We start from the raw sequence: 25,661 nt of genomic DNA on the forward strand, positions 1-25,661 counted from the left end.
GGCAAACAAAAAAGGCCTTAGCATTGTGCTGAGGCCTTTGTTTTTCAATGGTTTTTGTTAGCTACGCAGAGCCGCCTTCGCCACTGTACAGCGTACTTGAGAGACTTTTCCAGAACGACTGAATAGCTCTTGGCACACCTCGGCGGTTAGACCACTATTTGGCATTGCTACTACCGAACCATCTTCATAGATGACATCAACAGAGGTTTCGCTATCAGATGCAACTTGGTACACAAACGGCACTTGGCAGTAAGTGAAGGCTAGCTGGCCAACGGCTAGAGGGATCTCTTTGGTTTCACCCTGAAGATCAAGGTAGCTAAAGGTTACAGCTTCATTCAAGAACTCACTGCTGTTAAGGAGTGAAGGGTTTAACTGAATCGCTCCCTCTTTGACTTCAATACCAAGCTCTATAAAGCGAGTAATGATCTCTTCTTTTACCTGTCCTGTCATACCCGGTTGCTGTGCGCCCGCTTGTTTAGGGGTATGCGAGTATGGGTCAGTAGGGAAGGCACCATAGTTGCTTGCTGTCTTGTTGAAACCAATACCTTCACGAACGCGGTAGTAGTAATCAGCAAGGGCTTTGGTTACTTCGCTATCAGCATCTTGCTCTAGCGCTACTAAGTAGTTCTCTTGCACCGCCAACAGTAGTTTGGACACCATGTGCCAATAGATACAACCTAAGCCTTCATAACCAAACATGGTACCAGAGCGACCAGTAAAGGCCTTGTGGTTGAATACCTGTTCGTAAAGGGCGTTGATCTCTTGCCACTGAGCCTCTGTTGCCTCTGGGTAGTCACCCTTGACGCTATTGATAGCTGCCTTTAAGTAGTCACGGTTTTCAAAGCTCGCATTAAAGTGGAAGTTGTCAGCTGTGCTTTGTTGAACAAGGCGCTTATCACCCTTTTCTACCATTGCGTTCAGAAGACTAGAGTCAGCAATTTGCTGTTTGGTGACTTGGTTTTTCTCCATGAATGGAGTTAGGTCACGATCAGGGTAAAGCATGAAGCTCTTCTGGTCCTGACGGTACATGTCACTAGCGTACAGCTTGTCTAACAACTGCTTAGTTTCTTGAGGCTCAAGAAGACCAGAACTCAATACCGCTACCTGACCTTCTAGCATCGGGTACAGTTCTTCTACTGTCACGCTGTCTTTTGCGTAAGAGATAATGTTGTAGGCGTTGTACAGACCATCTTCACGAAGGTTGTTGCGAATACTCTTATCGAGAACCGTTAAGCTTACGTTCAGTAGCTTGCTGATCTCTGCCGTATCTACGGTTTCTTTGCTACCAAAGCTACCAGTAGGGTATACATTGTTGCGATAATCAGCGGCTGCTTGCGCTAGTGATACAAGAACGTCGTACCTTAGCTTAGGGGTTACTTCGCCTGCAGTGATAGAGGCTTCAGCGTCGGCTAAGATAGCTTCAATTGCGACCATCCAATCACGTACTTGAGTTGATAGTTGCGTGTACTGAGGAGCTTCAGCAAGCATTTGCTGCATGAAAGATACATAGCGACGCATGTAGTAAAGCGTAACCATAGACAAGCCATTACCAACGATGGCGTTATTGGCATCGTTCCACTCAGGACGTTGAGTATTTAGCCAGATACCACCATCAAGCACTAGGTTGCTTAGTTTAGAGAGTAGAGGAACTAAGATTTTCTCTAGTAGGTTAACCATGTAAACAGAGTCATCGCTGTTTAGAACTAACTTACCATCGCTGCCTAGTTCAGCCACTTTGCGCTCGATCAGAGACTGTTTTTCGTTGTTAAAGTTAACAGTATCTTTCGGGTTGGCAAACAAACCATCCACATCACAAATTTCGTAAGGTACGTTCGCGTAGCTGTACGTCTCTGTATTTAGCAGAGCGATCAAGTCGTCGTGTTCAAATTTATTGGCTAGTTCTAGGAACTTAAGCAAGTAGATGATCTGATGGTCACCCCAGTAGCCAATGTTGCTCCACTCATCTTCTGGATCAAGAAGCTCCCAATCAATACCATCTTTAGTAATGCGGTAAGGGTTAAAGCCATCAACAGTTGATGCGTTAACAAACTTAGCGATGAATGATTTGATGAAGCCAGGGTAGCTGAGTGCCATCGCTTCCCAGTTTTGGAAGATGTCACGCCAGTTGCCTTGATAAGACAGCAGGCGATCACCTTGCTCATCTTTGAGTTTGATTTCGTAATGGTTCCAAGGACGGCTTGGGTCACCATGACGACGGCCAAACGTTAACGGCAGATACTCATAGGCAAGGCGAACAAGTTGTTGATCATCTGTTTGTTTTGCACGAGAGACTAATTCTGCGTGAGTAAAGCTATCGGCAAGTTCAGCAAAGAAACCTTGATGCTTTGCTACTACCGTTTGGTTAGCGTTACGCATGGTTTTTACTACGTCGGCTTTATCCAAGGTGTAGTTGTTTTCGACTACGCCGCCACGCATGTTATTGAACAGTACGTTAGCGTAGTGGTGAACAGAGGTGCTTTCTTCTGCTGTTAGCTGCCATGCATCGGCACCTGACATCAAAGAGACCAATTCTTTTTGGTTATCTTCGATACTTGAAAGGACTTGTTTGCGAATATCGTTAGGCACCGCAATCTGAGTATTCAGTGCAGTAATATCGCTATGGTTCTTGTCGATGTCAGCGGCGATAACCCAAGAGTTTGTTTGATTGCCTTCTAACTTAATTGTTTTATGAATCAGGTAGCTACCACGTTGACCCTTAGTTAAGGTCTCGTCCTGAATTGGCAGTCCTTTTCTAAATGTGGCGATTTGCGTGCTAGTCAGTAGGATCTGATTCGCGTCATCATCAAGGCTAAATACAGTCGTTGCAAGCAGGGACTCTGCAGGATCTGCGCGGTCGCTGAGTTTTGCATACATGGTGTATAGCGCTAAAGGAGAACCTTGCTGACGCTCATTCCATTTGTACGCATCAACTAAGGCACTTCTTGTTTGCAAGGCACCTAAAGGGGCACCTGGTGGCAATAGGTTTTGCAGGCCATCGAGCAGCTCAATCTCGCGGTCATCGCCAGAAAGGTCGGTTAATTGTGATTGACGGATAAAGCCAAATTGCTCACTGGTGTTCCAGCTGTATTGGAATTGTAGCTTCAAAGAGTGGTTGATCTCTTCAAAGATAATCTTGTCACCGATGCTGTTTTTGTAGAGGTTACGCTCTACTTGATACAGGCCATCATGGAAGATATTGAACGGTTCCCATAAAGAAGCACCTGAACTGGTTGTTACTTTAAAGATCGACTTTGCACCGGTGTTTTCGGCGCTTTCATGAATATAGTCCACTGACTTGTACGGGAACAAAGCGTTTTCTGGGCGGATACGACCAGCAGAAAGGCTACCTGTAGAAGAGATGAACAGCCAGTGATCGCTTGCTGAAACGACACTGATAAAAAATGGGTTCATGTGGTCGACATTGGATATCTTGTAGTAGCGTTCGCCATCAAGGTTGACGAACTTTCCATCCACGTCTTGTAGAGTATTGTGTTCCATATTTCAGGCCCTTTTAGGATTTTTGAAAGCGCTTACTTTTTTACGCTATTGTTTTTATATCGCTATATCCGAGGTAGTAGCCTCAGATATAGACCCTTTATTCATTAAATAATTGAGTGAACAGAGTTGCGCTTCACTAGCTCAGGATTGAAGCGTTTTTGCACAGGCAGTTTGCTTCCATTGAGCTGATTTAACAGCATATTGGTTGCATTGATGCCGATTTCTCTAATTGGATAGTTTACTGTGGTCAGCGTCGGTCGAATGTAACGGCAGTAAATACTGTCATCAAAACCAATAACGGATATGTCTTTGCCAACAACTAGGTTTCTTCGATCGCACTCGTCATAGGTAGCCATTGCGATATTGTCATTTTGACACAGGACAGCGGTAACTTGTGGGTGCTCATCAAGGAGCTGTTTTGCCAGTGTTTTGTTTAGCTCGCTTTCCGTCTCGTAAGTACCGTGATAGACGTAGTCCATACTCGGTTCGATACCCGCTTCCTTAATGGCTCTGTGATATCCGATTAAACGCTCTCGACAGTCCATTTTATCCATATCACCGGTAATGATACCGATATGGCGATGACCCAACTCAATAAGGTGTTTAGATGCAAGATAACCGCCCAGCTCATTGTCGATATAAAAGCATTGCTCTGAAATCTCTTCAATGTGCCTGTTGACGACCACTAATGGACGGTCATGTTTAGCTAGCTTGATTAGGTCTTCATCTTCCAGTTTGTCGGCATGAACGATAAGCCCATCGACGCGCCTAGAATCAAGGAAGTGCAAAGACTCAGCTTCAACCTTTTTATCCATATGACCGCAGGTTGCGATCAAATGCAGATTGGCATCGCGAGTCTTTTTTTCTACTTCTTTCATAAGGTTGCCAAAGAAGGAGCCCTCTAAGGCCCCTACTAAAACACCGATACTATTAGAACGATTAGAAGCCAAAGCCTTTGCAATGGAGTTAGGTTGAAACCCTAACTCGTTGATTGCATTGTAAACTTTCTCTTTGTTCGCCTCTTTTACTGTGCTGTGGTTATTCAAAACACGGGATACCGTGGCTTGAGACACTTTGGCAAATTCGGCAACTTCTTTTATCGTAATCATGTTCTAATCTTATCTATCTCAGAGAAGAAAACTATCTGTCTGAATTATTCGTAGTTATGGCAACGGATAAAGTGATCATCTGCCAACTGTCTAATTTCTGGGAATGATTTGTCACACTGCTCGCTTGCTTTAGGGCAGCGAGGTGCAAAAGGACATCCTACGCTTTCTGGTTTCCAAAGAGGAATCTCACCCTTCTTCGCGTCCAGTTCACGTCGTCCACCACGACCAGGCTCTGGTACCGCAGATAATAATAGCTGCGTATACGGATGCTGAGGCGTTTGTGTCACTTTGTCACTGTTACCCCACTCAACCATGTGGCCTACATACATTACCGCAGTTTTCTCAGCAAAGTAGCGAGCAGTGGCAATATCGTGAGTGATGTACATAAACGAGATGCCGTGCTTGTCTTTTAGGTCCGACATTAGGTTCAAGATACCTAAGCGAACGGACACGTCTAGCATTGAAATAGGCTCATCGGCCAAGATAACTTCTGGGTCAACCGCAATTGCACGAGCAATAGCAACACGCTGACGCTGACCACCACTGAGTTCGTGAGGGAATTTATCGGCAGTTTCCACTACTGGTGATAGACCGACTAGCTCAAGCAGTTGGTATACCAAGGTATCAATGTTCTCTTTGCCTACACGATTATGGATCTGTAGTGGGCGAGCAATGTGGTGGTAGATAGAGTGCACTGGGTTTAGAGAGCCAAACGGGTCTTGGAAGATCATCTGAACCTGACGAGCGTACTCTAAGCTGCCATTTTCTTTGATGTACTGATCAATTGGCTGACCCTTAAACTCAATGTCGCCACCAGTGGCTTCATAGATGCGGGTTAGAACGCGAGCGCCAGTACTCTTACCTGAGCCAGACTCACCAACAATAGCCAGAGCTTCGCCTTTACAAAGGTCAAATGACACATCATTAACGGCGCGCATGTAGGCGCCTTTTTTCTTGCTGCTACCAACAGGAAAGTCTTTGATTAGGTTCTTAATCGAAAGAATTACGTCAGGGGTATTAGTTTGCATAGTTTTCCCTTTTCTTCTCAATTACAGCAAGTTACATGCAGCATGGTGGTGTGGAAGCACTTCAATAAGCTGCGGTTCAGTCTTCATACAGTCAGCGAAGCATTCGCTACAGCGGTCTTGGAAGTTACAACCTTGAGGTATCTTAAGCAGGTTAACTGGGTTACCTGGGATACCGTGTAGGCGTGTTTTAGGACCGTGAATACTTGGGAATGAAGAAACCAAGCCTTTGGTGTACGGGTGAACTGGGTCGCGGAATACTTTTTCAGCTTCACCAATTTCAATCAGGTTACCTGCGTACATCACGCCAATGCGGTCTGCAATCTCACCCATCAAGCTCAAGTCATGGCTGATGAACAAAATAGAGAAGCCAAATTTTGTTTTTAAGTCGTACAGTTCATTTAGGATTTCGCGTTCTACTACCACATCAAGCGCAGTTGTAGGCTCATCCATAATGATCAGCTTTGGTTCAAGTGCTAGAGCAATCGCGATGACCACACGTTGACGCATGCCACCTGATAGTTGGTGTGGGAAGCTCGATAGACGATCCCCATGAATGCCTACAATCTTTAGCAGCTCAACGGCTTTTTCACGAGCCTCTTTTAGCGTGATCTTCTTGTGTGCCAAAATCACGTCGGTAAGCTGCTCACCAATAGTGATTACTGGGTTCAAAGAGTTCATAGCACTCTGGAATACCACTGAGGTTTCGTTCCAGCGGAACTCACGCAGCGCCTTGTCATTCATCTTCAGAATGTCAGTTCCCTTGTAAAGGATTTCGCCTTCAGAGATCAACGCTGGAGCTTTGTGTAGTCGAGCGATAGCAAAGGCTAGCGTGCTTTTACCACAGCCAGATTCGCCTGCGATGCCCAAGGTTTCGCCTGGTTTGATTTCTAGACTGACATTGTTTACTGCACGTGCCACACCGTTTGGCGACACGTAATCAACACATAGGTTGTTAATTTCTAATAGAGGTTGTTGGTTCATGCTAGGCCTCGACGTTTGTCAGCGTCTTTCTTCATTTTCGCCCATAGTTTCATATGAGCACCAGTTTTCAGTTTCGGGTTACTTACTTGGTCAATTGACATGTTGATCAGTGCTAGTGCACCACCAGTGATTGCTAGAGCAAGAGCTGGAACAATCATTTCCCACCAAGCGCCAGTGTAAAGCGCCGCTGAAGTTTGTGCCCAGTACAGCATTGAGCCCCAGCTCACTTCTGTTGCGTCACCTAGACCAAGGATACCTAGACCTGCTTCTGCGCCCATTGCATAGATAACTGCGCCAAGGAAACCACCGAAAACGATAGACGTTAGGTTTGGTAGAATCTCAACAAGGATGATACGAATCTTTGACTCGCCCATTACCTCAGCTGAGATGATGTATTCTTTGTGTCTTAAAGCCATGGTTTGCGAACGGATAACACGTGCCCCCCATGGCCAGGATGTGAGTCCGAGCAATAAGGTTATGACTAATGAGCTGACCTGTCCGAGAAAGGCGGCGAGTACTATCAACAGCGGTAGCTGCGGGAATACCAAGAATACGTTAGTGACGAAGTTCATCCACTCGTCAACTTTGCCACCTAGGTAGCCAGAAGTCACACCAACCGCTACAGCTAGAGTCATTGCAATAATGCCAGCAGATAGAGCAACAGTCAGAGATTTCTTACCACCGTGTAGCACTTGGCTGTACACATCACGGCCACTACGGGTTGTACCTAAAAAGTGCTCAGAGCTCGGTTCTTGGTGTGCGCGAGCCACGCGTCGTTCTGGATCATGCGTCATTAGTACTGGTGAGAAAAGTGCACCAGCTAGGATGATAGTAATTAGGAAAGTACCAATAATTGCTGGTGGGTTTCCGTTAAAGAAGTCTTGTAGAGTCCCTTTAAGCTTGCGCAGTGTCGTTGCTAGACCTCGCGCACGACCTGTAGGGAACTCGGACGTATCAATATGTGCAGTTAACTTTTTCATTATCAAACCTTAATCGTCAATGCGAGGGTCTAGCCAAACGTACAGTAGGTCAGCAATGAAGTTTGCTGCTAGTACTGCTGTAACCAAAATTAGTAGGATTGCTTGAATTAGAGGGTAGTCACGAGCGGTGATGCCCTTAAGTAGCATGTTGCCAAGGCCTTGGTAGTTGAATACAACCTCTGTAAGGATTGAGCCTGCAAATGAGAAACCAATTGCCATTGCAATCGCTGTTGCTACTGGAAGAATCGCGTTGCGTCCTGCATAACGATACATAACGCGGAAGCTTGATAGACCTTTTGCTTCAGCCATGGTCACGTAGTCTTCGCCTAATACGTTGATCATTGCGTTACGCATGTTGAATACCCAAGTAGCGATACCAACAAGGATCATCGAGCCCATTGGAAGTACGGCGTGTTTTGCTACGCTGCTTATGAACTCCCAAGTAAAGCCTGGGGCAATCATTGGGTCATAGGTGTAACCCAGAGGGAACATTTCTAGCTGAAGAGCAAAAATGTAGAATAGTAGTAGTGCTGTAACAACGTATGGGAAGTTACTGATGAATGCCAACACTGGTGGAACGATTTGACCGAATAGGCCTTCACGGCGGTAAGAAGCGTAAGTACCAATGCTAACGCCAATAATTAGGGCAACAATCAGTGAGCCTAAGGCCAAGAACATAGTCCAAGGTAGGGACATGCCAATCACTTTAGTTACTTCGGTCGGGAACATTAAAACAGATGGACCAAGGTCTAGGGTGAAAACACTCTTGATGTAAGCGATGTATTGTTCGAATAGGCTACCATCAACGAAGCCGTACATTTCTTTTACCGCGTCCATCTGGGCCATGTCCATTTTGCCGCCGGCAGCCGCAAATAAAGCATCAACTGGACTACCAGGCATAACGCGAGGCAAGAAGAAGTTGAATGTTATTGCGACAAAGAACGCCGTCAAATAGAAGCTAAATCTACGGAGTACAAAATTCATAGGTCTTTCCTGGGAATGGAGGACTACCGGAAAGGTAGTCCTCAGTGGGTTTTAATTATTTTGCGTGAAGGTGATCTAGGATCTTCACTTTTTTGTCCGCTTGGTAGTAGTTAGGGTGGATGTATGGGTTTTCAGCATCCGGCCAACCTACAACTTTCTCTGTGCGGTATTGGAACCATGTTGGGTTAGAGAATAGAGGAATGAACGCAACCTGTTCAGCTGCAAATTCTTGTAGCTCACTTAGGATTTCTTGCTGAACTTTCTCGTCTGTAGTTTGTGTAAATGCGTCAATCTTGTCAGAGATCTCTTGTGAGAATACACCGTGACCTGCGTGCCAGCTCTGTCCCTTAGTGCTTGCCGAGAAGTAATCTTGGTATGCTTGGATAGGGTGCGCATTGTTAGTGTTAGACCAGTTGATAGAGATGTCATAGCCACCTTCTTTCAAGTTCTTGTCATATACAGACCAGTCAACAGTTTTCACGTTTGCTTTAACGCCAACTTCTTCGAAGTACTCAGACACCATTTGCACGGTTTGAACCCAGTCAGTCCAACCACTTACTACTTCGATATCAAACTCAACGTTTTCACCGTTTGGCATGTTACGGATGCCGTCACCATTGGTGTCTTTTAAGCCAGCCTCATCAAGAAGACGATTTGCTTCGTCAAAGTTGTAAGTAGAGTATTTTGCGAATTTCTTTTCGACATCTTGGTTAACGTACGCTTCAAAGTACTGACCTAGACCGCCCATGTAGTGGTTAGCTGTTGGGTAGCCGTAAGCTGCGAACTCAACAATATCTTCACGGTCAAGCGCCATAGAAAGTGCACGACGTACGTTTACGTCATCTAGTGGAGCTCTCTTTGTGTTTAGGTAAAGTTGGATAGCATCGTTCGCTGGGTACCAGTAGTGGTTGTTCTCTGGATCGCGGTCAACGAAGGTTTTATCGATGTCAGCAACAAAGTTAGATGCCCAGTCGATTTCGCCTTTCATAAGCGCAGCTTGGATTTGCGAGTTGTCGTTGTAAGAACGCGCAGTAATACAATCTAGGTATGGACGACCTTCTGCTGCTTGCCAGTAATGAGGGTTACGGCAAAGTTTGATTTGCTGAGGAGTCATAAGAGCAACCTCAGTCATAGGACCGTTACCAACAGGGTTAGGGTTAGTGAAGGTAGTTAGGTTCTCTACTTCGCTCCATACGTGCTTAGGAACGATGTAGTAGTCTTTTAGACCCCAAAGGAAAGTAGAGTCTGCTTTAGCCATTTTGATAACAACAGTTGTGTCGTCAGTAGCAGTTACGCTTTCAGTGTAGCCACTCCACATGCCTTTAACGTCAAATGCTTTGTTGTCTTTAGTAAGTGTGTAGCTGTAAGCAACGTCTTCTGCTGTTAGAGGTTTGCCATCAGACCACTTCAGATTCGGGCGAACCTTGATAGTGATGGTCATTAGGTCTTCAGATTGTGTAATAGATTCAGCGATACGAGGCTCAATCTCACCCGTTTTACCGTTATGGATGAATAGTGGCTCGAACATTGTTCCAGCAACGATATCTTTTTGGGTGTAAGGGTTAAAGTTTTCAACAAAACCAGTGCCGATCGCAGGTACAGTAATCTCACCACCTTGCTTGATTTCTGTATTGGCGAAGGTCGCTCCTGTAGTTAACAGTCCGACTACAAGTGATGCCACTGCAGTTTTCTTTAACATATCTTCTATTCCTCGTTGTTACACTTCAATGAAGAAAGTATGAAAGCGCTTTCTTTTGTGAAGCGTAGGTTTAAGAACCGATTAATTATTTTGTGTTTGTTTCGTAGGGTTTCTAAAAGAAGTATCGCTCGTGAAAGCGCTTTCTTTAGCGAGTAAGTTACGACTTCTTCATCAGCAAAACAAACATCATTCTGGTAAAACCTGTTCGATCTCACGCATATTTCACGAACCAATGACGAAAGTTTGATCTGCTGCAAGATTTATATATTTGTATGATTTGTACGCGAATTCGATTAAATCTTAAACGGAAACGCAATATACGAAGGCAGAAATGCTTAGTTACATTTACTCATTCAATGAGTCAAATCATTGCCACTGGAGTACCCTTGAATCTGGTTTGCGTTGTAATTGGAGGGGAATGTTCGTATTCTGCTCGGCAAAGCTATTTGTACGACTAAAATAAGATTGCGCTAAGGAAGGAATCGGCTCAGGGATCTGTTTAGCAATTGTGATAACCCCCAAAGTGAGAAATATGCCTAAATTAAATCTACATCGCAGTGATTACACCTCATCTCTCAGTTCTGAGCTTGACCCTTCACTTCGTAATGAGGCTTTGCAACCTCACTTTGATACGCCCAAAAGAAAGTTAACGAAGAGCCCGTATTTGACTGAGAAGAATGTCCAGCGACGTTGGGACTCTCTTGATAATGCTGATTCTCAGAAACATCTCTTAGATGAGCATACTCAGCAGCACATGTTGGAGTACTCAAAGAACATTGAGCATTTCATTGGCACAATAAAAATGCCCGTGGGTATGGCTGGCCCATTGCGAATTAATGGCTTATTCGCTCGCGATGACTTTCTGATTCCTCTAGCCACCACAGAGGCTGCGTTAGTGGCATCCTATAACCGCGGTTCTCAATTGCTCACTGCTGCTGGTGGCGCTACGGCTATGCTTCTTAATGAGGGTGTGACTCGTACACCAGCGTTTGCCTTCTTTGATATTAGTGAAGCAGGGCAGTTTGTCGCTTGGGTTGTGACTCAATATGCCACCTTTAAGTCTATTGCCGAACAAACCACCTCTCACGGCAAGTTAACAGATATCAGTGTCAGCATTGAAGGTAACCATGTTTACCTAGTATTTGAATTCCTTACCGGTGATGCGTCGGGCCAGAATATGGTCACGATTGCCACTAATGCGGTGCTTGAGTACATCATGGCACATACGCCGGTTGAACCAGAGCACGCCTTCCTTGATGGAAATCTATCTGGGGATAAAAAAGCCAACGCCCAAACACTGCGCAGTGTTCGCGGTAAAAAGGTGACGGCAGAGGCGCACATTCCAGCAGAATTAGTCGAAAAGTACCTACACACCACCCCTGAGAAGATGATGCAGTTTGCGCAGATAACAACGGTCGGTGGAGCGCTAAGTGGCACTATTGGTATCAATGCCCATTATGCCAACGCATTGGCTGCGCTTTATATCGCGTGTGGCCAAGATGCCGCATGTGTGGCTGAATCTGCGGTCGGTATGACACGATTGGAAGTGGACAGAAATGGCGATCTGTATGCCAGTGTGACCTTACCCAACCTAATGGTAGGAACTGTGGGTGGTGGTACTGGATTACCGAGTCAAAAGGCGTGTTTAGACCTGATGGGACTGCATGGCAACGGAAAATCACAGGCCCTAGCCGAGGTTGCCGCTGCCCTTTGTCTTGCTGGTGAGCTTTCTATTGTTGGTGCGTTTTGTGCTGGGCACTTTTCTCGTGCCCATCATAAACTCGCGCGAAAATAATGCGTTAAGCAGCCTTACGTTTAAGTTGCTGGATAACCAGTCCAGCAACGATCAATACCAAACCGAGTAAGGTTGAGATATGAATCTCTTCTCCTAAGATTTGCGATAGCAAGATCAGGGAAATGAACGGAGAGATAAAGATGAGATTGCTGATCCTTGCGGTGTTTTGTGTGGCTTTTAGTGCACCCAGCCATAAAACAAAGGTAATCCCCATCTCAAACAGGCCAACGTAAGTCACCGCTAGCCAACCTTTAGTGCTGATATCCCAAGCGGCGCCTTCCCAAATAGAGAGCGCTATGGTGAGTGGAATCGCTACTAGGAAACCAAGCAGTACCGCAATGACCGGATCGGCTTTATTTTTGGCGTTCAAGATCCAGTAACCGGCCCAAAGCAGGGTAGACAACAAAGCTAAACCAACCCCTAGCGGACTCTCAAACTGCAAGCCCAGCACATCCCCTTGTGTTGCAATGACCACCACACCTAAATAGCCCAGCGCACAAGCAATCCAGTCTTGAGTTCGAATCTTTTGTCCCAAAAATACTGCCGCCATCAAGGTGAGGGTAATGGCCCAGCTGTAATTGATCGGTTGTGCCTGCGAAGCGGGTAAAAGGTCATAGGCCTTAAACAGGATCAGATAGTAGGCGAGGGGATTAATCAGACCTAACATCAAGTAGTAAAGTGGATTTGCGACAAAGGTTCCGACGATGGTATGAGTCTTTTTTTGATAGACACAAACAAGCAATAGGGCAATCGCAGAGACTATGCTGGCACAGGTTAGCATCTGGATTGGCGTAAACTCAGCGAGGGTGAGTTTGAATGCGGTGGCAACAGTAGACCACAGAAGGACTGCACTGAGTCCTAATATAAGCGCTTTGCGTTCGTTCATGAATGACTCAAAGTGTTAAATAAAGGAAAAGATAAAAGAGGGCTCAGTCTATAGCCTTTGTGGGTATGCGCCAATATACAATTTGCTTGGTTTGGTCGTGTATTTCCACTCGCTGTGGTGCATCTATTCACACTTATGCAAACCTTATGAGGCTGTGAGAGACTTCAGCAAAGACAAGTGCTGATGTATGCAGTAAACTTGGCCATTCGTTTGCAATGCAGTTTGCTAGCGTAGCCGGGCGGCTTTCGTCGTGAATACACTTTCACTAGCCCTCGTTTGGAATACGACTTCAGAGATAGAACATGGATATGAGCGTTAAAGAACCCCAAGATCAAGCCTCGCAAGACACTACTCACTTTGGTTTCAAGACTGTCGCCAAAGATGACAAGGTCACTAAAGTAGCAGAGGTATTTCATTCGGTAGCAAGCAAATACGACCTGATGAACGACCTAATGTCTGGTGGTGTTCATCGCTTGTGGAAACGCTTTACCATCGACTGCAGTGGCGCTCGCCCTGGGCAGCGTATATTGGATCTCGGTGGCGGTACTGGTGACCTAACGGCTAAGTTTTCGCGCATTGTGGGTGATAACGGGCACGTGATCTTAGCGGACATTAACAACTCAATGTTGAACGTAGGTCGCGACAAGTTAAGAGATGTTGGCGTTGTCGGCAATGTTCATTATGTACAAGCCAACGCAGAAGAACTGCCGTTTCCTGATGATTACTTCGATTGCATCACCATTAGTTTTTGCCTGCGCAACGTAACCGATAAAGATAAGGCTCTACGCTCTATGTATCGCGTATTGAAGCCTGGTGGTCGCTTGTTAGTGCTTGAGTTTTCTAAGCCAATCTTGGACCCATTATCTAAGATCTACGATACCTATTCATTCCACATCCTGCCGAAGATGGGTGACATCATAGCGAACGATTCAGAGAGTTATCGTTACCTAGCGGAGTCTATTCGTATGCACCCAGATCAAGAGACCCTTGAAGGCATGATGCAACAGGCAGGCTTTGAGCAGACGAACTACTACAACCTGACAGGCGGCATAGTCGCACTGCACCGTGGTTACAAATTTTAGTGGGATGCCAAAATGCCAATTGATGCCTTAGTGACAGCCGCTGTTGAAACCTCATTCAATGCCTTGATAAAAGAGCAACCGGAGAGCCAAAAGCAATTGGCTCGCTTAAAGGGCTCTATTATTCGACTCAATATCAAAGAGTTAAATAAAAGCCTAATCTTTGTGTGCAGCCAGCAGGTTGATGTGTTGGCTGAATTTGAAGGGACGCCGGATTGCGAGCTCACGCTAAGCCTAACGGCTTTGCGAGATTTACAGCAGCAAGCCAATATCAATGACTTATTCAAGAAAGATAAGCTGTCAGTCTCTGGAGATATGCAGGTAGGACAGCAATTCGCGACTCTAATGCAATTGAGTAAGCCCGATGTGGCTGAGATTCTCTCCAAAGTGCTGGGAGATGTGGCAGCACATACCCTAGTTACTGGCGCTAAAAATGGTTTGTCGTTTTTTCAGCGCAATGCTCGTAAGCACACGACGCATCTCAAGCATGCCATTACAGAAGAGTGGGAGTTGGCACCATCGCCGTTGGCCGTCGCCAGTTTCTGTGACCAGGTCGATGACGCTCAGGCAAAACTACACTCTTTAGAACAACGCTTATCGCGTCTAATGGAAACCGAATGACTCCTTCTGAGCTAAAGCGCCTTTATCTTATTACTCGAGTTCAATTGGAATATGGCTTAGATGAGCTTATCCCTGAGCATGAACTGGCGAAATTTCCACGACTAGCGCGAAAGGCGCTCTTTTGGATCAAGAATAAGCATCCAGAGAAAGAGCTAGGTCATCGAATGCGTCTTGCCTTGCAAGAGTTGGGGCCGGTATGGATTAAGTTTGGGCAGATGATGTCTACGCGCCGAGACCTATTTCCTCCGCATATCGCCGATCAACTTGCCTTGTTGCAGGACCGCGTTGAGCCATTTGATGGTCACCTTGCGAAGAAGCACATCGAGCTGGCTCTAGGCGGCCCTATTGAAAAATGGTTTGATGACTTTGATATTGATTGCCTAGCATCAGCGTCAATTGCACAGGTACACACCGCTAAGCTGAAAGAATCAGGCCGAGAAGTGGTACTTAAGATCATTCGTCCAGATATTCGCCCAATCATTGATGCCGACGTTAAGCTTATGTTTCGTATGGCGAAATTGTTGGCTAAAGTTGCACCAGAGGCACGTAGACTACGACCTATCGAGGTGGTGGCTGAATACGAGAAGACGCTACTGGATGAGCTCGATCTACGCCGTGAAGCAGCCAATGCCATGCAGCTTCGCCGTAATTTTGAAGGCAGCGAAGAGCTGTATGTTCCAGAGGTTGTGGTTGATTTAAGCAGCAAGAATCTCATGGTGTCTGAGCGTATCTATGGTATTCAAGTCTCTGATATTGAAGGACTTGAAGCGAATGGCACCAACATGAAGTTGCTTGCTGAACGCGGAGTGACAGTCTTCTTTACCCAGGTATTTAGAGACAGTTTCTTCCATGCCGACATGCACCCAGGCAATGTGTTTGTCCAGTATTCACACCCTGAAAATCCGCAATGGATTGGCCTAGATTGTGGCATTGTGGGCACGCTTAATGCCGATGATAAGCGCTATCTAGCGGAAAATTTCTTGGCGTTCTTCAATCGTGATTACGGTAAAGTTGCGCAGCTGCATGTGGACTCTGGCTGGGTTCCAGCAGACACCAATGTACAAGAATTTGAGTTTGCGATTCGTATGGTGTGTGAACCTATTTTTGCCAAGCCATTGTGCGAGATTTCGTTTGGTCACGTGCTACTAAATCTGTTCAACACCGCGCGACGCTTCAATATGGAAGTTCAGCCACAATTGGTGTTGTTGCAGAAAACCCTTCTCTACGTAGAAGGATTAGGCCGACAGCTATACCCTCAATTAGACCTATGGGCGACGGCTAAGCCATTTCTTGAAAAGTGGATGGGCGAGCAAGTCGGCCCGCAGGCGGTAATCAACTCACTTAAAGAGAGAGCACCGTTTTGGGCAGAAAAGCTCCCTGAATTGCCTGAGCTACTGTACGACAACCTTAGGCATGGCAAGCAATTGTCTAGAAAAGTCGAGCATTTATATGAGGGATATCGACAAACGAAGAGACAACACGCCACTGGCCAATTTATGTTTGGAATAGGCGCTACATTTATCGTATGCTCGTCCATACTTTATGTTAGTGATAACCCATTGATTTCTTCAGTGGTTGGCGGGGTCGGATTGTTGGCTTGGCTTTTAAGCTGGCGCACTTACCGCAAGTAATTATTTATAGAATGGAAACAAAGGTAATAACACATGGGTGGAATTAGTATTTGGCAACTTCTGATCATTGCTGTGATCGTGGTTCTGTTATTTGGTACCAAAAAGCTTCGCGGTATTGGCGGCGATTTGGGTTCTGCGGTTAAAGGCTTTAAGAAAGCAATGTCTGATGAAGACGCTGCAGCGAAAGATGCAAAAGATGCAGATTTTGAACAGAAGAATATCTCTGAAAAGAACACTTCTGAGTCGAAATCAGCAGAGCAGAGCACTGAAAAGCAAAAAGATAAAGAGCAGGTTTAAACCGTGTTCGATATAGGTTTTTGGGAACTGATACTGATCTCTGTATTGGGGTTGGTGGTATTAGGACCCGAGCGTCTTCCTGTGGCTATTCGTAGTGTTGCTCGCTTTGTTAACTCAGCTAAATCTATGGCAAGTAATGTTAAAGATGAGCTGGATCATGAGCTTAAAATTCATGAGCTTCAGGAAAATCTGAAGAAGGCAGAAAAGATGGGAATGCAGGATATGTCTCCTGAATTGCGCCAGTCTGTCGAAGAGTTAAAAGAAGCAGCTAAAAGCGTTCAACAACCTTACAAGTCCTCAGAAAACTCTGTTGAGTCGCCTTCTCCTAAGTCACAAGATTAATCAATAGGGGCACATTCGCCCCTTTTGTTATTTATAGAGGTTTCTATGTCTTCGGTTGATTCTAACCAGCCATTGATGAGTCATCTGATTGAGTTACGTACCCGATTATTGCGTGCTATTGGCGCTGTAATGGTCGTATTTCTGTGCCTGATTTATTTTTCCGGCCATATCTATGAGTTTGTATCCGCTCCCTTAATCGACCGATTGCCTGAAGGGGCGACGATGATTGCGACGGATGTTGCGTCACCGTTCTTCACACCACTGAAATTAACACTTATTTCGTCTGTCTTTGTTGCAGTGCCGTTTATTCTCTATCAGGTGTGGGCGTTTGTAGCACCAGGCCTGTATAAGCATGAGAAACGCTTGGTAATGCCATTGCTGTTCTCTAGTTCATTACTGTTCTATTGTGGCGTAGCGTTCGCGTATTTCGTGGTATTCCCATTAGTGTTTGGCTTCTTTACTGCGATTTCCCTTGGGGGGGTAGAGTTTGCTACCGATATCTCAAGCTATCTCGATTTCGTATTGGCGCTATTCTTGGCCTTCGGTATTGCTTTTGAGGTGCCTGTTGCGATTATCTTGTTGTGTTGGACTGGCGCAACGGATGTTGAGACGTTAAAAGCGAAAAGACCGTTTGTTGTTGTCGGTGCTTTTGTTATCGGCATGATGCTGACTCCTCCCGACATTATTTCTCAGACATTACTCGCGATACCTATGCTTCTTTTGTTTGAGGTTGGTCTGTTCTTTGCTCGCTTCTATACCCGTCCAGACGAGGAAGAAGAGCAAGAGTCTTAATGATTGCCGCTAATTATCAGATATAAAAAAATCCCCAATGCTGGGGATTTTTTATATCTGTAGCAAACTTATAGATTGAACAGCTTGATTGCATTGTTGGTGGTAATCTTATCCACCTCTTGAATGCTTAACTCTCGATGTTCAGCCACACGCTGGGCGACTAACTGTGTATAGGCGGGTTCATTTCTCTTGCCGCGATGAGGCACTGGAGCAAGGTAGGGACAGTCCGTTTCTAGGATGACATATTGCATATCCAAGTGAGGAATTACCTTATCCATCCCGCCATTTTTGAAGGTGGATACACCGCCTAGCCCTAGGTGAAAGCCAAGGTCATTAATGGCTTTGGCTTCTTCGATGCTTCCGCCAAAGCAGTGGAAGACGCCGCGCAGTGAGCCATCTTGCTCTTTGCTAAGTAGGCCCAGCGTTTCTTCGATGGAATCGCGAGTATGAATGACTACGGGCAGGTTTTTCTCTTTTGCCCAGTTTAGCTGAGTGATAAAGGCATACTCTTGCTCTGCTCGATACGTTTTGTCCCAGTACAGGTCAATACCAATCTCACCCACAGCAATGAAGTTGTGTTTATCAAACCAGCCTTCAATTTCGCTTAATGTCTGCTTGATACCTTGATCCACATAGCATGGGTGCAAACCCATCATAGAGCGGCATACTTCTGGGTACTTTGCCTCTGTTGATAGCATAGGTTCTATGGAATCTAGGTCGATATTGGGTAGTAATATACGGTCAATGCCTTGTTGCAAAGCACGCTGTACCACTTGGTCTCTATCTTGGTCAAATTCGCTAGCGTAGATATGGGCGTGGGTGTCGATCATGAGAAAACATCATTTGTTGGCTATTTGTGCCCCAGTATATGTGCATTCGTTCTATTTTTCATGTTACGTACATTCCTACACCCGTGGTTAGTGGTATGATTTGCCAAAGTTGATTTAGACAAGGAGCGCGCGATGACCGCACTTATTCAGAGTCCATTCCCTGCACGTAGAATGCGCCGTATGCGCAAACATGATTTTAGCCGCCGCCTAATGGCTGAGAATAAGATCACCGTTGATGATTTGATCTATCCAATGTTTGTTCTAATGGGTAAGAATCGTCGTGAAGCCGTAGAGTCGATGCCGGGCATTGAGCGCCTATCTATCGACCTTATGCTAGAAGAAGCAGAAAGGCTCGCCAACTTAGGTGTTCCGGCTATCGCACTGTTTCCGGTAGTGAATCAGGATGTAAAAAGCACTTGTGCGGCTGAAGCTCATAACCCTGAAGGTTTGGTGCAAAGAGCGGTACGCCTGCTAAAAGAGCATATCCCGCAGATTGGCGTCATTACTGATGTTGCTCTTGATCCCTACACTACCCATGGCCAAGATGGCATCATTGATAACGATGGTTATGTACTGAACGATGAAACAACAGCTGTACTGATCAAACAAGCACTGTCTCACGCTGAAGCCGGCGCAGATGTGGTTGCACCATCCGATATGATGGACGGTCGTATTGGCAAAATTCGTGAAGCATTGGAGAAAGCGGGCTATATCCATACTCAGATAATGGCTTACTCCGCTAAATATGCCTCCAACTACTACGGACCATTCCGTGATGCAGTGGGTTCTGCGACCAACCTAAAGGGTGCAGACAAGAAGAACTACCAAATGGACCCTGCCAACAGCGATGAAGCCCTGCATGAAGTGGCGCTGGATATTGCTGAGGGTGCAGATATGGTGATGGTTAAACCTGGCATGCCCTATCTAGATGTGGTTCGTCGAGTGAAGACTGAGCTACAAGTGCCCACCTTTGCCTACCAAGTTTCTGGAGAGTATGCGATGCATAAAGCCGCTATTCAAAATGGCTGGCTGAAAGAGAGAGAGACGGTACTAGAGTCCTTGCTATGCTTCAAGCGAGCGGGCGCGGACGGTATCCTGACCTACTTTGCAAAAGATGTGGCTGAGTGGCTAGCTGAAGAAAAGTAGTTACACATAAGATTGTTATCGTTTAAGGCCCTCGTAATGAGGGCTTTTGTGTTTATTCATATCCAACAAAGGGGGAAATGTGTCGATTGTGGTTCGTGAAGGCTCTTTGCAAGAAGCCTTAAAGGTAATGAGCAGTATCCAAGAGTTTGCTAAGCCTGAGGGGATTGAGTCACTGTCTTTGCGTCTTGGTGATAAAAAGCAGTTAGTGCTTGTTGCCGAAGAAGAGGGCGCTTTACTTGGCTTTAAGATTGGATATGAGCAAGACAGTAGTACCTTCTATAGTTGGCTTGGCGGTGTAAATTCGCAGGCGAGAGGAAAAGGTGTCGCGCAGAGCCTATTAGTTGAGCAAGAGCGCTGGGTTGCGAATGAAGGGTATTCTTGGCTAACGGTTAAGTCGAGAAACCAATTTTCTTCTATGCTTCGATTGCTGCTGAGAAATGGTTATTGGATCGAAAAGTGCGAGCCTTACCCAAACCCTCAAGAAAATAGACTTTACTTCCGAAAGTCCATGTTGACTGAAAGTTAGTCGACTCTTTGACAGGCGTTTGTTGCGCAACAAATACCTTCTATCTTTATCCCTCAAATTTTTTTTCCACATACAATGATCACGCCAAGATCTTATTGTGGATCGACGGATCTATATTAAGTTATTGTATTATAAGGTTTTTAATCTTCATTTTTGATTTTATCTACAGGCTTTTTCATCAGGTAAATAATTTGCACACAAACTTATCCACAGGAGAGGGTGGGGTAAGGGATAATTTTTGTGGGCGTAAATAAGGGTTATCTAGATAAGCAGAGAGACTCGTGGCATCCTATACCTAAGTTATTCCCTTCTACCTAAGTTGGACACCTATACATGGCAACGATCCCTGAAAATCCGCTGATTCTAATTGACGGTTCCTCATACCTTTATCGAGCATTTCACGCTTATCCTGGCACCATGAGTAACGGTGAGCACCCGACTAATGCCGTTTATGGTGTGATGAATATGCTAAGAAGCATGATGCGCCAATTTTCTAGCGAGCGCATTGCGGTGATTTTCGATGCCAAAGGGAAGACATTCAGAGACGACATGTATCCCGAGTATAAGGCGAATCGTCCACCTATGCCCGATGACCTTAGATGCCAAATTGAGCCATTGCACAATATGATCAAGGCAATGGGTCTACCTCTTATTTCTATTTCAGGTGTTGAGGCCGACGATGTTATCGGTACTTTATCTTCTGCTGCTTCTAAGAAAGGTATGCCAGTCCTTATCAGTACCGGCGATAAAGATATGGCTCAGCTGGTGGATGAGAATGTCACTCTGATCAATACCATGACCAATGTTATCTCTGATAGAGAGGGTGTGATTGAAAAATTTGGGATCCCGCCAGAATTGATTATCGACTACCTTGCACTGATGGGCGATAAGGTTGATAACATCCCAGGCGTGCCTGGTGTTGGTGATAAAACTGCGACGGCTCTATTGCAAGGCATTGGCGGTCTAGATGACCTGTATAACAGGCTTGATGATATCGCCCCGTTAGGGTTCCGTGGCTCTAAAACCATGGCGAAAAAGCTCGTTGAGCACAAAGATTCAGCCTACCTCTCCTATCAATTGGCAACCATTAAGTTAGATGTAGAGTTGGATGTGACTCTCGATGACCTAGTGAAGGCAACTCCAGATAAAGATCAGCTGATTTCACTCTATGGTCAAATGGCATTTAAATCTTGGCTAAACGAGTTGTTAGAGGGCGGTACCGGCGTTGTAGAAGCGGATGAGAAATCTGGTCGTGCCATTAGCAACGGAGCAGGTAAAGCGGCATCAACAGCTGAAACGCCGACAAAAGCGATTACCATTGATCGCAGCCAGTACGAAACCATATTAGAAGAAGACAGTTTTAACCTTTGGCTGGAGAAACTAAAGAAAGCTGAGGTGTTTGCCTTTGATACAGAAACTGACAGCCTAGATTACATGGTGGCAAATTTAGTGGGCTTGTCTTTTGCTACGGCAGAGGGTGAAGCGGCGTATGTTCCTGTTGCTCATGATTATCTAGATGCACCAAAGCAGCTGGATCGCGATTGGGTTCTACAACAACTCAAACCGCTGTTAGAAGATCCGGCCCAAGCTAAGGTAGGGCAAAACCTCAAATATGATACATCAGTCCTAGCGCGCTATGATATTGAAATGCAAGGTATTGCCTTCGATACCATGCTTGCGTCTTACGTGTATAACAGCGTGGGAGGCAAGCATGATATGGACAGTTTGGCCTTGCGATTTTTGCAGCATCCGTGCATCTCATTTGAGCAAATTGCCGGTAAGGGCAAAAAACAGCTGACTTTTAACCAAATTGATCTAGAAGAAGCCTCTCCCTATGCCGCTGAGGATGCCGACGTTACCTTACGTTTGCATAACCATCTAAATGCACTTCTTGAGGCGGACGAAAAGCTTAATTCGGTATACCAAGACATCGAGATGCCATTGGTGCCTGTGTTATCACGTATTGAGCGTCGTGGCGTGTTAATTGATGACATGTTGCTAGGCACGCAATCGCAAGAGATTGCTCAGAGACTGGATGAGTTGCAAGCAAAAGCCTTTGAATTGGCAGGCAAAGAGTTCAACTTGAGCTCTCCTAAGCAATTACAAGCCATCTTATTTGAAGAGATGGCTCTACCGGTTGTTAAGAAAACGCCATCGGGTGCACCATCGACCAACGAAGAAGTGCTTCAAGAGTTGGCTCTTGATTATCCGCTACCTAAGTTAATTCTTGAGCATCGTGGTTTAGCTAAGCTGAAATCAACTTACACCGATAAGCTGCCTAAGATGATAAACCCAACAACAGGTCGCGTGCATACCTCATACCATCAAGGCGTTACGGCTACGGGGCGTTTATCGTCTACCGATCCTAACCTACAGAACATCCCAATCAGAAATGAAGAAGGTCGCAGAATTCGTCAGGCGTTTGTCGCGCCACATGGCTGGAAGATCCTTGCGGTGGATTACTCTCAAATAGAACTGCGCATTATGGCGCACCTATCCGGAGATAAGGCGCTACTAGAAGCGTTTAGAACAGGCAAAGATATCCATGCTGCAACCGCAGCAGAGATCATTGGTGTCGATATTAATGAAGTGTCTAGTGAGCAGCGTCGCCGTGCTAAGGCAGTCAACTTCGGTCTTATCTATGGTATGAGTGCCTTTGGTTTGGCTAAGCAGCTTGGGATCCCTCGCGGTGAAGCTCAGCATTACATGGATACCTATTTTGAGCGTTACCCTGGCGTGATGCAGTACATGGAAGAAACTCGCAGTCAGGCCACTGAGCAGGGCTATGTTGAAACCTTGTATGGTCGTCGTCTACACCTGCCTGAGATTAACTCAAGAAACGGTATGCGCCGTAAGGCGGCAGAGCGCGCTGCAATCAATGCACCAATGCAGGGCACAGCTGCAGATATCATTAAAAAAGCAATGTTGCTTGTCGATGAGTGGATTGAGCAACAGCAAGGTGAGCCTAAGGTTCGTATGCTAATGCAGGTACACGATGAATTGGTCTTTGAGGTCCGTGAGGATGCACTTCAAGAAACTGAAAGAAACATACAGGATCTAATGGAAGCAGCAGCAGAATTGGCTGTGCCTTTGGTAGCTGATGCTGGTCATGGTGACAACTGGGATCAAGCGCACTAACACACTATCTGCACCAAAAGGGGACATTAACGAGAGCTGACTCACGAAGTCAGCTTTTTTTTGCGTGAGTTTTGTACAGACGGTGAGTTTTACTGGTGAGCCCTGCAAAGGGTTTTTTATGAAAAAAAACTACAAAAAGTGTTTGCATTTGGTCACAGATCGGGTAAATTTATCTGTGTAGGGTACAGAGGTAAGATGTTCCATCTTTCAGACCTTTTGTTTCACGTTATTAGAATTTGTTTAAATTCATACGCTTCAGTTACTTTTTGACTGAAGCGTTTTTTATTGCCCCAAAGAAAATTTTTCCCCTTACTTTCTAATGCCTTAGATTCACACCAATCTAGAAATAACTCGCCTGTATGCATAAAAAGGCATAGTTAAATTTTCAATGTGCTCAAACTGCACTCAGAGCATGACTTGCTGATAGAACTCACTTATTTAGATTTTAGCAATGCTGTGGATGGAGTCGGGGGCTCACTGGTTTGTAAGTTACAAACAAAAAACGCGGCCTCAGGCCGCGTTTTGTTAATCATGGTTCGCTATCGAGCTATTCTTGCTCTAGAGCATCATCATCTTGTTCAGGTTGCTCAAAGGCTGGTGCAAACCAGGTGTCTAGACGCGCACGTAGCTGATCAACACCAATCCCTTTTAAGGAAGAGAATGCTTCAACATTCACATCACCACCGAAGCCTTCAGCATCTTTACGAATCTTAAGTAGGGCTGCTTTACGAGCGCCACTCTTCAATTTATCCGCTTTAGTTAATAGAACCTGAACTGGGATGCCAGAGTCTACTGCCCAGAAGATCATCTGCTGGTCGAGGTCTTTCATTGGGTGACGAATATCCATTAGGACCACTAGTCCTTTTAGACATTCACGTCTTTGTAAGTATTCGCCAAGGCTTCTTTGCCACTTTTTCTTTAGTTCCAGAGGAACTTGAGCAAAACCGTATCCCGGAAGATCGACAATGTGGCAGTTCTCATCCACCTTGAATAGGTTAATTAGCTGAGTACGACCTGGGGTCTTACTGGTTTTTGCCAGTGCACGCTGGTTGGTTAGGCGGTTGAGCGCACTAGATTTTCCCGCATTAGAACGACCAGCGAATGCGATTTCGATACCTTCATCTTCAGGAAGGTGACGAATATCAGGGGCACTGGTTATAAAATGCGTGTTTTGGTAATGAATTTTTACGCTCACTGTTAACTCCATCGCGACTTTGTGTAGTCGACTGATTACTTTTTTGTGAATTTGTGTAAAATAACCGTGTTCGGCATTAGTTCGCCTATTCTAGCACGACAAAAGGCGGCACCTAGGGCTTGTTCACCTTTTCAGGTACTTTTTATTCAATCTAGAAGATAAAAACTGAGCAAGCCTTAGTCTTGGAAGCTCAATTATTATAATGGAATGTCATGAAGAAATTAGCGCTCATCGTAACTCTTTTCGCTAGCTGCTCTGTGTGGGCGGCAGGTAGCATTGAAGCAGGTAAAGAAAAATCAGCAACTTGTGCAGCTTGTCATGGTGCTGACGGCAATAGTCCAGTAGCTATTTATCCTAAACTGGCAGGCCAACACGAAAACTATATTGAGAAACAACTTAAGGACCTTAAGTTGGGTGCAACTAGTGGTGGCAAGCAAGGTCGTTATGACCCAGCGATGAGTGCAATGGCCATGCCTTTGACAGACGAAGATATGGCTGACTTAGCGGCTTATTATGCGTCTATACCTATGTCAGAAAATACAACCCCTGAGAATGTGGTCGAGCAGGGCAAAGAGTTGTACCTAGCGGGTAACGCAGAGCGCGGAATTGCCGCTTGTGTGGCTTGTCATGGTCCTCGCGGAAACGGCACTAGCCTATCAGGCTTCCCGAAGATCTCAGGTCAACATGCTGATTACATCAAGCAGCAGCTACAAAAGTTCGCTTCAATGGAGCGTAACAATGACCTAAACGGCATGATGCACGATGTAGCGAAGAAGCTGACAGAAGAAGAGATGGATGTACTCGCCAAGTATGTTGGTGGTCTGCACTAATCTCCATCTTTGTCGCTAACAAAGATTTAAAGGCCTAACATCCACTCGATGTTGGGCCTTAGTTTATTCTGCTACCTGCTATTTTTGTCATAGCTTGGCTGATCGTCACGTCACTTTGTGAGACATTTCTCATTTTCGATATCCGCTATATTGCACAGCAACTTTGTAACTAATTGAAAGATTTAATGAATGGTTATGGCTTTTTAAAAGTGTGATCGGCTCCTACTGTTTATTAATTGCACATTTTTCTATCAGGAGTAGAGTAGTCGTTATC

21 protein-coding genes are annotated in these 25,661 nt (G+C 45.5%); 11 read left to right on the forward strand and 10 right to left on the reverse strand.

Annotation, left to right across the window (positions count from 1 at the left end; translation table 11 throughout):
- Positions 1-57: 57 nt before the first annotated feature.
- From A6E01_RS00520 to A6E01_RS00550, 7 genes are all read right to left on the reverse strand, one after another.
- Positions 58-3,498: a hypothetical protein gene (locus A6E01_RS00520; protein ID WP_065209351.1), complete on the reverse strand. Its 3,441-nt coding sequence runs from the start codon at positions 3,496-3,498 to the stop codon at positions 58-60.
- Between the two features lie 104 nt (positions 3,499-3,602).
- Positions 3,603-4,607, reverse strand: coding sequence for a LacI family DNA-binding transcriptional regulator (locus A6E01_RS00525; protein ID WP_065209352.1), 1,005 nt, complete (start codon positions 4,605-4,607; stop codon positions 3,603-3,605).
- A gap of 44 nt (positions 4,608-4,651) precedes the next feature.
- The gene (locus tag A6E01_RS00530; RefSeq protein ID WP_017029325.1) at positions 4,652-5,635 is read right to left on the reverse strand and encodes an ABC transporter ATP-binding protein; all 984 of its coding nucleotides are present in this window, start codon (positions 5,633-5,635) and stop codon (positions 4,652-4,654) included.
- 21 nt (positions 5,636-5,656) lie between these two features.
- Positions 5,657-6,616: an ABC transporter ATP-binding protein gene (locus tag A6E01_RS00535; protein ID WP_017029326.1), complete on the reverse strand. Its 960-nt coding sequence runs from the start codon at positions 6,614-6,616 to the stop codon at positions 5,657-5,659.
- Complete coding sequence (locus A6E01_RS00540; RefSeq protein WP_017242683.1) at positions 6,613-7,596, reverse strand: ABC transporter permease; 984 nt, start codon at positions 7,594-7,596, stop codon at positions 6,613-6,615. The genes A6E01_RS00535 and A6E01_RS00540 overlap by 4 nt, the downstream gene beginning before the upstream one ends.
- Positions 7,597-7,605: 9 nt before the next feature.
- Positions 7,606-8,580, reverse strand: a complete 975-nt coding sequence (locus A6E01_RS00545) for an ABC transporter permease (RefSeq protein ID WP_065209353.1) — start codon at positions 8,578-8,580, stop codon at positions 7,606-7,608.
- Between the two features lie 55 nt (positions 8,581-8,635).
- Positions 8,636-10,279, reverse strand: coding sequence for an ABC transporter substrate-binding protein (locus tag A6E01_RS00550; RefSeq protein ID WP_065209354.1), 1,644 nt, complete (start codon positions 10,277-10,279; stop codon positions 8,636-8,638).
- A 532-nt stretch (positions 10,280-10,811) separates the two neighbouring features.
- Between A6E01_RS00550 and A6E01_RS00555 the strand changes: the two genes are divergently transcribed.
- Positions 10,812-12,074 carry a hydroxymethylglutaryl-CoA reductase gene (locus A6E01_RS00555; RefSeq protein WP_065209355.1) on the forward strand — a complete coding sequence of 421 codons (1,263 nt, stop codon included), beginning with the start codon at positions 10,812-10,814 and terminating at the stop codon, positions 12,072-12,074.
- Between the two features lie 4 nt (positions 12,075-12,078).
- Here the strand turns inward: A6E01_RS00555 and A6E01_RS00560 are convergent, their stop codons facing one another.
- Positions 12,079-12,960: a DMT family transporter gene (locus tag A6E01_RS00560; RefSeq protein WP_017029331.1), complete on the reverse strand. Its 882-nt coding sequence runs from the start codon at positions 12,958-12,960 to the stop codon at positions 12,079-12,081.
- Between the two features lie 308 nt (positions 12,961-13,268).
- Here A6E01_RS00560 and ubiE point away from each other — a divergent pair, with 308 nt between their 5' ends.
- The 6 genes from ubiE to tatC are packed head-to-tail and all read left to right on the forward strand — an operon-like array spanning position 13,269 to position 17,722.
- A complete protein-coding gene (ubiE, locus tag A6E01_RS00565; RefSeq protein ID WP_017033025.1) occupies positions 13,269-14,042 on the forward strand; it encodes a bifunctional demethylmenaquinone methyltransferase/2-methoxy-6-polyprenyl-1,4-benzoquinol methylase UbiE in 774 nt (257 codons plus the stop codon).
- Between the two features lie 12 nt (positions 14,043-14,054).
- Positions 14,055-14,660, forward strand: a complete 606-nt coding sequence (locus A6E01_RS00570; RefSeq protein WP_017242689.1) for a ubiquinone biosynthesis accessory factor UbiJ — start codon at positions 14,055-14,057, stop codon at positions 14,658-14,660.
- Positions 14,657-16,291, forward strand: coding sequence for a ubiquinone biosynthesis regulatory protein kinase UbiB (gene ubiB, locus A6E01_RS00575; RefSeq protein ID WP_017033023.1), 1,635 nt, complete (start codon positions 14,657-14,659; stop codon positions 16,289-16,291). Before A6E01_RS00570 ends, ubiB begins: the two co-directional genes overlap by 4 nt.
- A gap of 33 nt (positions 16,292-16,324) precedes the next feature.
- Positions 16,325-16,588 (forward strand): Sec-independent protein translocase subunit TatA, encoded by a 264-nt coding sequence (gene tatA / locus A6E01_RS00580; protein WP_017029335.1) that lies wholly within the window; start codon positions 16,325-16,327, stop codon positions 16,586-16,588.
- A gap of 3 nt (positions 16,589-16,591) precedes the next feature.
- Positions 16,592-16,930: a Sec-independent protein translocase protein TatB gene (tatB, locus tag A6E01_RS00585; RefSeq protein ID WP_017029336.1), complete on the forward strand. Its 339-nt coding sequence runs from the start codon at positions 16,592-16,594 to the stop codon at positions 16,928-16,930.
- Positions 16,931-16,975: 45 nt separating this feature from the next.
- Positions 16,976-17,722: a twin-arginine translocase subunit TatC gene (gene tatC / locus A6E01_RS00590; RefSeq protein ID WP_017029337.1), complete on the forward strand. Its 747-nt coding sequence runs from the start codon at positions 16,976-16,978 to the stop codon at positions 17,720-17,722.
- Between the two features lie 68 nt (positions 17,723-17,790).
- Here tatC and A6E01_RS00595 read toward each other — a convergent pair whose 3' ends face one another.
- Positions 17,791-18,552 (reverse strand): TatD family hydrolase, encoded by a 762-nt coding sequence (locus A6E01_RS00595; protein ID WP_065209356.1) that lies wholly within the window; start codon positions 18,550-18,552, stop codon positions 17,791-17,793.
- A gap of 132 nt (positions 18,553-18,684) precedes the next feature.
- Here A6E01_RS00595 and hemB point away from each other — a divergent pair, with 132 nt between their 5' ends.
- The 3 genes from hemB (at position 18,685) to polA (ending at position 23,362) form a co-directional block, all read left to right on the forward strand.
- Complete coding sequence (hemB, locus tag A6E01_RS00600; protein ID WP_017033020.1) at positions 18,685-19,698, forward strand: porphobilinogen synthase; 1,014 nt, start codon at positions 18,685-18,687, stop codon at positions 19,696-19,698.
- Between the two features lie 79 nt (positions 19,699-19,777).
- Entirely contained in the window at positions 19,778-20,224 is a 447-nt protein-coding gene (locus tag A6E01_RS00605; protein ID WP_017029340.1) for a GNAT family N-acetyltransferase, read from the forward strand.
- A 333-nt stretch (positions 20,225-20,557) separates the two neighbouring features.
- On the forward strand, positions 20,558-23,362 hold the full coding sequence (polA, locus tag A6E01_RS00610) for a DNA polymerase I (protein WP_017029341.1): 2,805 nt from the start codon (positions 20,558-20,560) through the stop codon (positions 23,360-23,362).
- Between the two features lie 547 nt (positions 23,363-23,909).
- Here polA and yihA read toward each other — a convergent pair.
- On the reverse strand, positions 23,910-24,569 hold the full coding sequence (yihA, locus tag A6E01_RS00615; RefSeq protein WP_170961718.1) for a ribosome biogenesis GTP-binding protein YihA/YsxC: 660 nt from the start codon (positions 24,567-24,569) through the stop codon (positions 23,910-23,912).
- 200 nt (positions 24,570-24,769) lie between these two features.
- Here yihA and A6E01_RS00620 point away from each other — a divergent pair, with 200 nt between their 5' ends.
- Positions 24,770-25,387 (forward strand): c-type cytochrome, encoded by a 618-nt coding sequence (locus tag A6E01_RS00620; protein WP_017029343.1) that lies wholly within the window; start codon positions 24,770-24,772, stop codon positions 25,385-25,387.
- Positions 25,388-25,661: the final 274 nt, after the last annotated feature.

This window comes from Vibrio breoganii, assembly GCF_001677275.1.
In the GTDB taxonomy this organism is placed as follows: domain Bacteria; phylum Pseudomonadota; class Gammaproteobacteria; order Enterobacterales; family Vibrionaceae; genus Vibrio; species Vibrio breoganii.